Here is a 7,791-nt window from a genome sequence, read left to right on the forward strand (position 1 = left end):
GCCGTCGACGCCCGCGGCGGGCTCGCCGACCGCGACGCGCCCCGCGACCCCCGAGAGGTGCTCCCGGAGCCGCGCGCCGGCGTCCCCGTCGAAGCCGTCCGCGCGGCCGAGCCAGAGCACCCACGCCCCGCCCTCCTCGTCGCGCAGCATCGTGCCCGTCGCGCCGGCGGCGTCGGCGATCCGCCGGGCGAGGGTCTCGCGCGGGACCCGGCCCTCGGGCTCGACGAGGACGGCCAGGTGCTCGCTGCCCAGGCGGTAGCCGAGCGTCGCCTCCCAGCGCGGGTCGGCGGGCCCGTCGTCGGCGAGCAGGTCGTCCAGCGCGGCGCGGCGGAGGTCGTCGACGCGGCGCGCCATGCTCGCGCGGGTCGCCTCGTAGCAGGGGACCACCCCCGCGAGCACCCGGTCGACGTAGGCGAAGAGCAGCCGTCCCGGCGCGGCGATCAGCGCCCGCAGCTCGTGCGGCGCGGGCTCCGCGGCGGCGACCACGTCGACCCACGCGTCCCACAGCCGGCCGGCGCCGATCCAGTAGGTGCGCTCGAGGGTCCCGAGCGGGATCCGGGCCTCGGCGGCGGTCCGCGCGAACGCGAGCGCGTGCTCGGGCGCGACGTCGTCGAGGGCGAGCCGGCCGCCCCAGAGCCCGACCACGGCCCCGACGTTCTCGCCGACGCACGACGCCAGCAGCGACCGGAACGCGGGGTCCTCGCCGCGGTCCGGGAAGACCTCGGTGGCGATCGTCGCACAGACGTCCGCCGCGAGCGCCGTCGCCGACAGGACGGCGGCGAGCCGCTCGACCCGCGGGGCGCGGGACGCCGTCGGGCCGGAGGCGTCGCGCGGCGCCGGCGGGCCGGCGATGTCGCGCGGGTCGCCCCCCGCGACCGGCCGCGCGGTCGTCTCGCGCCGGTCCGGCGTCGCGTGGACCGGGTCCGGGCGCGCGGCCTCCTCGTCCGGCGGCGCGGCGACGACCAGGAGCTCCGGGGGCGCGTGCACGAGCAGACGCTACGCGCGACCTGGGCGACCGGCCATCACCGATGCCGTGATCGGCGCTCGCCGGTGCTCCCGGGATCCGCCATGTCCGTGGGATACCGACACGCGGGCGCCGCAGGACCCGGGCGATCCGACACGCGCGTGTCGCTGTCCCCCTGGGACGGTCGGCGCAGAGGACACCGACCGGCCGCGCGGGCAGCCCGCGCCTCCGAGGTGCCCGAACACCACCCCGAAGCCCCGGCCGGGGCCGGCGTCGCCCGACGCGCGGTCCGGCCCCCCGCGAGGAGAGAGCGCACCAATGCCCAGCAAGCACCCCGTCGTCGTCTACGGCGCCAGCGGCTACACCGGCCGCCTGATCGTCGAGTACCTGCGCGAGCTGCGGATCCCGTTCGTGGCCGCCGGCCGCAACGCCGACCGCCTCCAGGAGGTCGTAGGTCGCGTCCCGGGCGTCGCCGACACCGGCGTCTACGAGGTCGCCGCCGTCGAGCACACCGTCGCGGCGCTGACCGAGCTGTTCGAGGGCGCGAAGGTCGTCCTGAACACCGTCGGCCCGTTCGCGGACCTCGGCCACGAGGTCGTCGAGGCCTGCCTGGCCACCGGCTGCCACTACCTCGACACCACCGGCGAGCAGAACTGGGTCCTCGCGGCGCAGGAGCGCCACGGCGCGGCGTTCGAGGAGGCCGGCCTGCTGCTCGCCCCGGGCATCGCGCAGATGTACACGACCGGCGAGATCGCGGCCGAGATCGCGCTCGAGCAGCCGGGCTACGACTCGCTCGACACCGTCGTCCTCTGGAAGGGCGCGCCGACCACGGCGTCGACCGAGACGATCTTCTCGAACCTCCTGTCGACCCCGTACAAGCTCGAGGGCGGCGAGTACGTCGCGTGGGAGGGCACGCAGCTCTACGAGGTCAGCTTCCCGGGCCAGCACGAGACCGCGCTGACGCTGCCGTGGGGCGGCACGTCGCTGCCGGTCTGGTACAAGGACGACCCGCGCGTGGGCGACGTTAGCTCGCTCGGCGGCGTCTACAACCGCGGCCTGATGCAGGTCGTGCTCCAGATCTCGCAGGCGGTCGACCAGGCGATCCGCCCGCTGCCCGAGTCCGAGCAGCGCGCGAAGCTCGACGAGATGGCCGCCGCCAACGCCGCGCCGATGCCGCCGCGCGAGATGACGGGCTTCAACCGCTCGATGGACTCCGTCCACGCGACGGGCCCGCTGCACCACGCGCACGTCGTGCTGCGCGGCAACTCGAACTACAAGCAGACGGGGCTCCTGCAGGCCTACGGCGCGCTGCACCTGCTGCGCCAGAGGCCGAACACGGTCGGGTTCGCGTCCGGCTGCCAGGCCTTCGGCCACCGGCGCCTGCTCGACGTCCTGCAGCAGTACGGCCTGACCGGCGAGCCGATCGTCGTCCGCGACTGATGCCCGCGACCACGCGGAACGAGGAGGAGCGCCCCATGAGCACGTCCACCACCCACGGCGTCCGGAGGATCCCGTGATCTCCAGCCTCGAGGGCAAGCGCGCCCTCATCACCGGCGCCGCGGCCGGCCTCGGCCGCGCGACGACCGAGCTGTTCGTCGCCCAGGGCGCGAGCGTCGTCGTCGCCGACGTCGACGGCGCCGGCGCGGAGTCGGTCGCCGCCGCGCTCGGCGACCGGGCCGTCGCCGTCACGCACGACGTCACCGTCGCCGCGCAGTGGGAGGCCGCCGTCGGCACCGCCCGCGACGCGTTCGGCGGCCTCGACGTCCTCGTCAACAACGCCGGCATCGAGATCGGCAAGCCGCTGACCGAGACCGGCGAGGACGAGTTCGACCGGCTGATGAAGATCAACGTCACCGGCACGTTCCTCGGCATCAAGGCCGCGGTCCCCGCGCTGGTCGAGTCCGGCGGGGGCGCGATCGTGAACATGGCATCCGTCGCGGGCCTGGGCGGCGCGCCGCTGCTCGGCGCGTACTGCGCGTCCAAGGGCGCGGTCATCCGGCTGACGGAGGTCGCGGCGATCGAGCTGCGCGCCGCCGGCATCCGCGTCAACGCGGTCTGCCCGGCGTTCGTCGGCACCGCGATGGTCGACCGCCTGGTCAAGCCGTTCGAGGCCGCGGTCGGCCTGCCGTTCGGCGACGTCGTGAAGATCAAGCAGGGACGTCTCGGGACGTCGGAGGAGGTCGCGGAGATGGTCGCGTTCCTGGCGTCGGACGACGCCCGATGGACGACGGGCACCGCCAACGTGCTCGACGGCGGACTCGTGGAGGGGTTGCTGTGAGCGGCGAGCTGGAGGGCCGCGTCGCCCTCGTCACCGGGGCCGGCAGGGGCATCGGCGCCGCGGTCGCCGCCGCGCTGGAGCGCGAGGGCGCGACGGTCGTGCGGACCGACATCGCCGGGACCGACGTCGTGCTCGACGTCCGGGACGAGGCCGCCGTGGCGCGCGTCGTCGCCGAGACCGCCGAGCAGCACGGCCGGCTCGACATCGTCGTGCCGAACGCCGGGGTGGCGTTCGTCAAGCCGCTGACCGAGACCTCGCTGGCCGAGTGGCGCGAGCTGATGGCGATCAACCTCGACGGCGTCTTCGTGACGGCGCGCGAGGCCGCCAAGGTCATGGCGCAGGCGGGGAAGGGCTCGATCGTCAACATCGCGTCGGTCACCGGCCTGCGCAGCGCGCCGCTGATCGGCGCGTACGGCGCGTCCAAGCACGGCGTGGTGGGCCTGACGAAGACCCTCGGTGCCGAGCTGCGGGACTTCGGCGTGCGCGTCAACTGCGTCTGCCCGGGCTTCGCCGGCACGGACATGGTCTCCTCGCACGAGCAGGAGCTGACGGACGCGATCGGGATGCCCGTCCAGGACGTCATCAACGCGCGCCAGGGCCGGCTCGGCACGGCCGAGGAGATCGCCGACACGGTGCTCTTCCTCGCGTCCGACCGCGCGAGCTTCTGCACGTCGGGCGCGTACGTGATGGACGGCGGCCTGTACGGGGCGCTGGTCTGAGGACCCCGACGGTCGACCGGCGCCGAGGGGGCGCGGTCGAACGTCGGCCACACGGTGTCCGGGATCGACCACGGGCCCGCGGCCCGGCCGGGGCGCGGTCGAACGTCGGCCACACGGTGTCCGGGATCGACCGCGGGGCCGGCGCCCGGCCGGGGCGCGCGACGGCGACGGAGACGGGGACGAACCGTGGGCTAGCGTCCGACCGATGACGAGCGACACCCGGGCCCTGCGGACGGCCCTCACCGCGTCCGTCGTCCTTGCGACCGGCGCGGCCGGTTGCGGCGGCGACGCAGTCGGTGATGACCCGGGAGCGGCGGCCCAGGCCCGCGTCACCCGCGTCGTCGATGGCGACACCGTGCACGTCCGGACGCGGTCCGGCGACGACGAGACCGTACGCCTGGCGCTCGCCGACGCCCCCGAGTCGTCGACCACCCGCTACGGACGGACCGAGTGCGGCGGCACCGAGGCCGCGACGTTCCTGCGCCGCCTGGTCGACGGCCGCGACGTGACCCTGCGCCGGCCCGGTGGCGAGGACCACGACCGCTTCGGCCGCTCCGTCGCCGAGCTCGCGCTCGACGGCCGCAGCGTCGACGAGCAGCTGGTCGTGGCCGGGTGGGCGAAGCCCTTCCGGGTCCCGGCCGCCGACGGCGGTGCGGCCGCCAACCGCCGCATCCGCCGCGTCGCGGACCGCGCCCGCGACGACGACGCCGGCGTGTGGCGGCTGTGCGGCGGGTTCGGGCGCGGCGGGCGGTAGCCGGCCAGGTCCCGATCAGCCGGGGTGACGCGCGTCCGGCGACGGCCCGGCGACAGCGGCGCCGGGGTGACGCGCGACCGGCGACCGTCCGGCGACAGCGACGCCGGGGGAGCGATCCGCTGTCCGGGCCGCGGGACCGAATCGGCGACGTCGTTCCAGGACAGCGTGCGCCCCCGAACTCCATGTCACCAGTGACTGGATCCATTCACCACAGACATGGCGGCTCAGGGTGAGGGTGGTTCGGGCGGCCGTTCTGGGCCGGTGGCTGGGGCGGCCACGCGCCCAGCGCAGCGGTGGAGGCGCACCGGCGGCCCTCGCGGCGCACCGATTCGGTCTCCCGCCGCCGACCGCCGCCGCCGACCGGCCCGCCCGGTCCTCAGGCGGTCGCGGCCGCCGCGTACTGCTTCCGCAGCGACGGCTTGTCGTGCTTGCCGACGGCCGTCAGGGGGATCGCGTCGACGAGGTCGACCGTCTTCGGGGCCATCACCGAGCCCTTGCGCTCCTTGACCCAGGCGATCAGCTCGGCGGGCTCGACCTCGCCGTCGGTGACCACGATCGCCTTGACCGCCTCGCCCCACTTCTCGTCCGGGACCCCGATCACGCAGGCGTCGCGCACGTGCGGGTGCTGGAAGAGGCAGGTCTCGACCTCCTTCGGGTACACGTTGAACCCGCCCGAGATCAGCATGTCCTTCTTGCGGTCGACGATCCGGAGGAAGCCACGCGCGTCGACCGTGGCGATGTCGCCGGTGTGGAGCCAGCCGTCGATCAGCGTCTCCGCCGTCTGCTCGGGCTTGTTCCAGTAGCTCGTCATCACGTGGGGGCCGCGGCAGATGATCTCGCCGCGCTCGCCGACCGGGACCTCGCCTCCCTCGTCGTCGACGACGCGCACGTCGGCGATCGTCACCGGCCGGCCGCACGAGGACAGCACGTCCAGGTCGCCCCGCGCGATCGCGTCGGCGTGGTCCGCGGCGGTCAACGCGCAGATCTGGTTCGGCGCCTCGGTCTGCCCGTAGAGCTGCACGAAGATCGGGCCGAGGCGGTCGATCGCCTGCAGCAGCCGCTCGCGGCCCATCGGCGCGGCGCCGTAGATCACGGTCTGCAGCGACGAGAGGTCGCGCGTCGCGAAGTCCGGGTGGTCCAGCAGGACGTAGAGCATCGTCGGCACGACGAGCATCGAGGTGATGCGGTCGCGCTCGATCGCCGCGAGCATCTGCGCCGGGTCGAAGCCGCCGAGGATCACGTTCGTGCCGCCGCGCATCCACACCGGCACGCAGAACATGCCGCTCGAGTGCGTCAGGGGCGCGGCGTGGGCGAAGACCGTCCGGTCGTAGAGGCCCATCTCCAGCGCCTCGGAGAGGAACGACATGACGAGGCTCTGCTGCGAGTGCTCGACGCCCTTCGGCCGGCCGGTCGTGCCGCCGGTGTAGAAGATCGCCGCCAGGTCGCCGGGCTCCGGCGAGCCCGCCACGCCCTCCGCGGGCTGCGCCGCCAGCAGGGCCTGGAACCCGTCGGGCCCGTCGTCGTCGAGGGAGACCAGGCGGGCGCCCGTCTCCGCGGCGATCCGGCCGGCGCGCTCGGTGAACGCGCCGTCGTGGATCAGGACCTTCGCGCCCGAGTCGCCGACGATCCAGAGGTGGTCCTCCTCGGACATCCGCGCGTTCAGCGGCGACACCGCGAAGCCCGCGGCCAGCGTCCCGTAGAACGCGACGAGCAGGTCGGTGCGGTCCGCGGAGAGGATCGCCACGCGGTCGCTCGGCGCGAGGCCCAGGGAGCCGAAGACGAGGCCCGCCCGGCGCACCGCGTCGCCGAAGGCGCCGAAGGTCAGGCGCTCCTCCCCGTGGACGATCGCGTCGCGGTCGACGAAGGCGCGGGTCGCGCGATCGAGCAGGTCGCCGACGGTCTGGTGGATCAGCGTGGAGGGCACGGGCGCGAGCCTACGCCCGGACGCGCGAGCCGTGAATGACGCACCGCGTGGCGCGACGAGCGCGCGGTTGTCGCGATCCGTGAACGCCGCCCGCGCCCGTCGGCCCCCGGGGACGGTGCGGCCGGGGGCGTCCGTCCGCGGACGACCGGCGCGCGATCCGTGGACGGCCCCCGTCGCCCCCGACCCACGACCCCGACCCGTCCATGTGACGCGAGCACATGCACCGCCACAGGCACCGGGCCTAGGTTCGGAGTCGGGGTCGTCCCCGGTGGGACGGGACCGGCCCCGGGTCCGCGTGGCCGCGCGGGACCGACCGACGAGGGAGCGAGATGACCGGGACGGCGATGACCGAGGGCCCCGACGCCGTCGTGGACGCGGCGACCGGGCTGGACCTCGACGAGCTGACGCAGGACCTCTCCGACGCGCTGATGCGCGACGTCTTCGGGGGCCGCCGCGCGGACCGCGAGTTCTCGGACCTGGTGGCGCGCAGCACCCACGGCAATCTCGCCAACATCCGCGAGGTCCTCGCCGGGCGTGTGCGCGTGGACCAGACGCGGCCGACCGACGGCGCGCTGGAGCTCGCCGGCGCGGCCGCCGAGCTGCGGCTCCCGCAGACGATGCTCGAACGCGCGTACCGCTCGGGCCAGAACCGCTTCTGGGCCGCGTGGTTCCGGACCGCCCGCGAGCACGCCCGCACCAGCGGCACCCGGCTGGAGTCCTACCTCGAGCGCCCCAGCGAGCAGCTCTTCGACTACATCGGCCACGTGCTGGAGCCCGTCGGCGACGCCTACCAGGCGGTCGCCGCCGAGCGGGCCAGCGGCGCGGAGCACCTGCGCGAGACGGTCCTGCGCCGGATCGCCGCGACCGACGAGGACGTCCCGGCCGACGAGGCCCAGCGCGTCCTCGGCTACCCGCTGGACGCCCACCACGCGTTCGTCGTCGTCCGGCTCGGCGCGTCGGCCTGCCCGGACGCGCTCGTCGACCACCTGCGCCGGGCGGTCTCCGCGCTCGCCGTCCTCCCCCACCGCGAGGGGCTCGGCGACTGGGGCCTCTGGCTCGCCGTCGCCGACCCGGTCGGCCCGGCCACGATGGACCGGCTGCGCCGCGCGCTGACCGGCGCCGACGTCGTCGCCGCCGCGGCGGGCGCCGACG

General features: G+C 75.3%; 5 protein-coding genes and 2 pseudogenes. 5 read left to right on the plus strand and 2 right to left on the minus strand.

Annotation, left to right across the window (positions count from 1 at the left end; translation table 11 throughout):
* A pseudogene (locus AB0L40_RS25125) lies at positions 1–987 on the minus strand (hypothetical protein); the annotation flags it as partial.
* A 295-nt stretch (positions 988–1,282) separates the two neighbouring features.
* Here AB0L40_RS25125 and AB0L40_RS25130 point away from each other — a divergent pair.
* The 4 genes from AB0L40_RS25130 to AB0L40_RS25145 all read left to right on the plus strand — a co-directional run bounded on the left by AB0L40_RS25130 (position 1,283) and on the right by AB0L40_RS25145 (position 4,715).
* On the plus strand, positions 1,283–2,404 hold the full coding sequence (locus tag AB0L40_RS25130) for a DUF5938 domain-containing protein (protein ID WP_364361100.1): 1,122 nt from the start codon (positions 1,283–1,285) through the stop codon (positions 2,402–2,404).
* A 76-nt stretch (positions 2,405–2,480) separates the two neighbouring features.
* Positions 2,481–3,242: an SDR family oxidoreductase gene (locus tag AB0L40_RS25135; protein WP_364361108.1), complete on the plus strand. Its 762-nt coding sequence runs from the start codon at positions 2,481–2,483 to the stop codon at positions 3,240–3,242.
* Positions 3,239–3,961, plus strand: a complete 723-nt coding sequence (locus AB0L40_RS25140; RefSeq protein WP_364361102.1) for an SDR family NAD(P)-dependent oxidoreductase — start codon at positions 3,239–3,241, stop codon at positions 3,959–3,961. Before AB0L40_RS25135 ends, AB0L40_RS25140 begins: the two co-directional genes overlap by 4 nt.
* Before the next feature lie 205 nt (positions 3,962–4,166).
* On the plus strand, positions 4,167–4,715 hold the full coding sequence (locus tag AB0L40_RS25145; RefSeq protein ID WP_364361104.1) for a thermonuclease family protein: 549 nt from the start codon (positions 4,167–4,169) through the stop codon (positions 4,713–4,715).
* Between the two features lie 376 nt (positions 4,716–5,091).
* Here the strand turns inward: AB0L40_RS25145 and AB0L40_RS25150 are convergent, their stop codons facing one another.
* Positions 5,092–6,639 carry an AMP-binding protein gene (locus AB0L40_RS25150; protein WP_364361106.1) on the minus strand — a complete coding sequence of 516 codons (1,548 nt, stop codon included), beginning with the start codon at positions 6,637–6,639 and terminating at the stop codon, positions 5,092–5,094.
* Positions 6,640–6,968: 329 nt separating this feature from the next.
* On the opposite strand from AB0L40_RS25150, the pseudogene AB0L40_RS25155 reads away from it, so the two are divergent.
* Positions 6,969–7,791, plus strand: a pseudogene (locus tag AB0L40_RS25155) (hypothetical protein); the annotation flags it as partial.

Origin of the sequence: Patulibacter sp. NPDC049589, from assembly GCF_040675535.1 — a bacterium.
Lineage (GTDB): Bacteria > Actinomycetota > Thermoleophilia > Solirubrobacterales > Solirubrobacteraceae > Patulibacter.

Excerpts from the sequence above, each read along its gene's own strand:
- AB0L40_RS25145 (WP_364361104.1), top strand. The coding sequence starts at position 4,167 with ATGACGAGCGACACCCGGGCCCTGCGGACGGCCCTCACCGCGTCCGTC.
- AB0L40_RS25130 (WP_364361100.1), top strand. The coding sequence starts at position 1,283 with ATGCCCAGCAAGCACCCCGTCGTCGTCTACGGCGCCAGCGGCTACACC.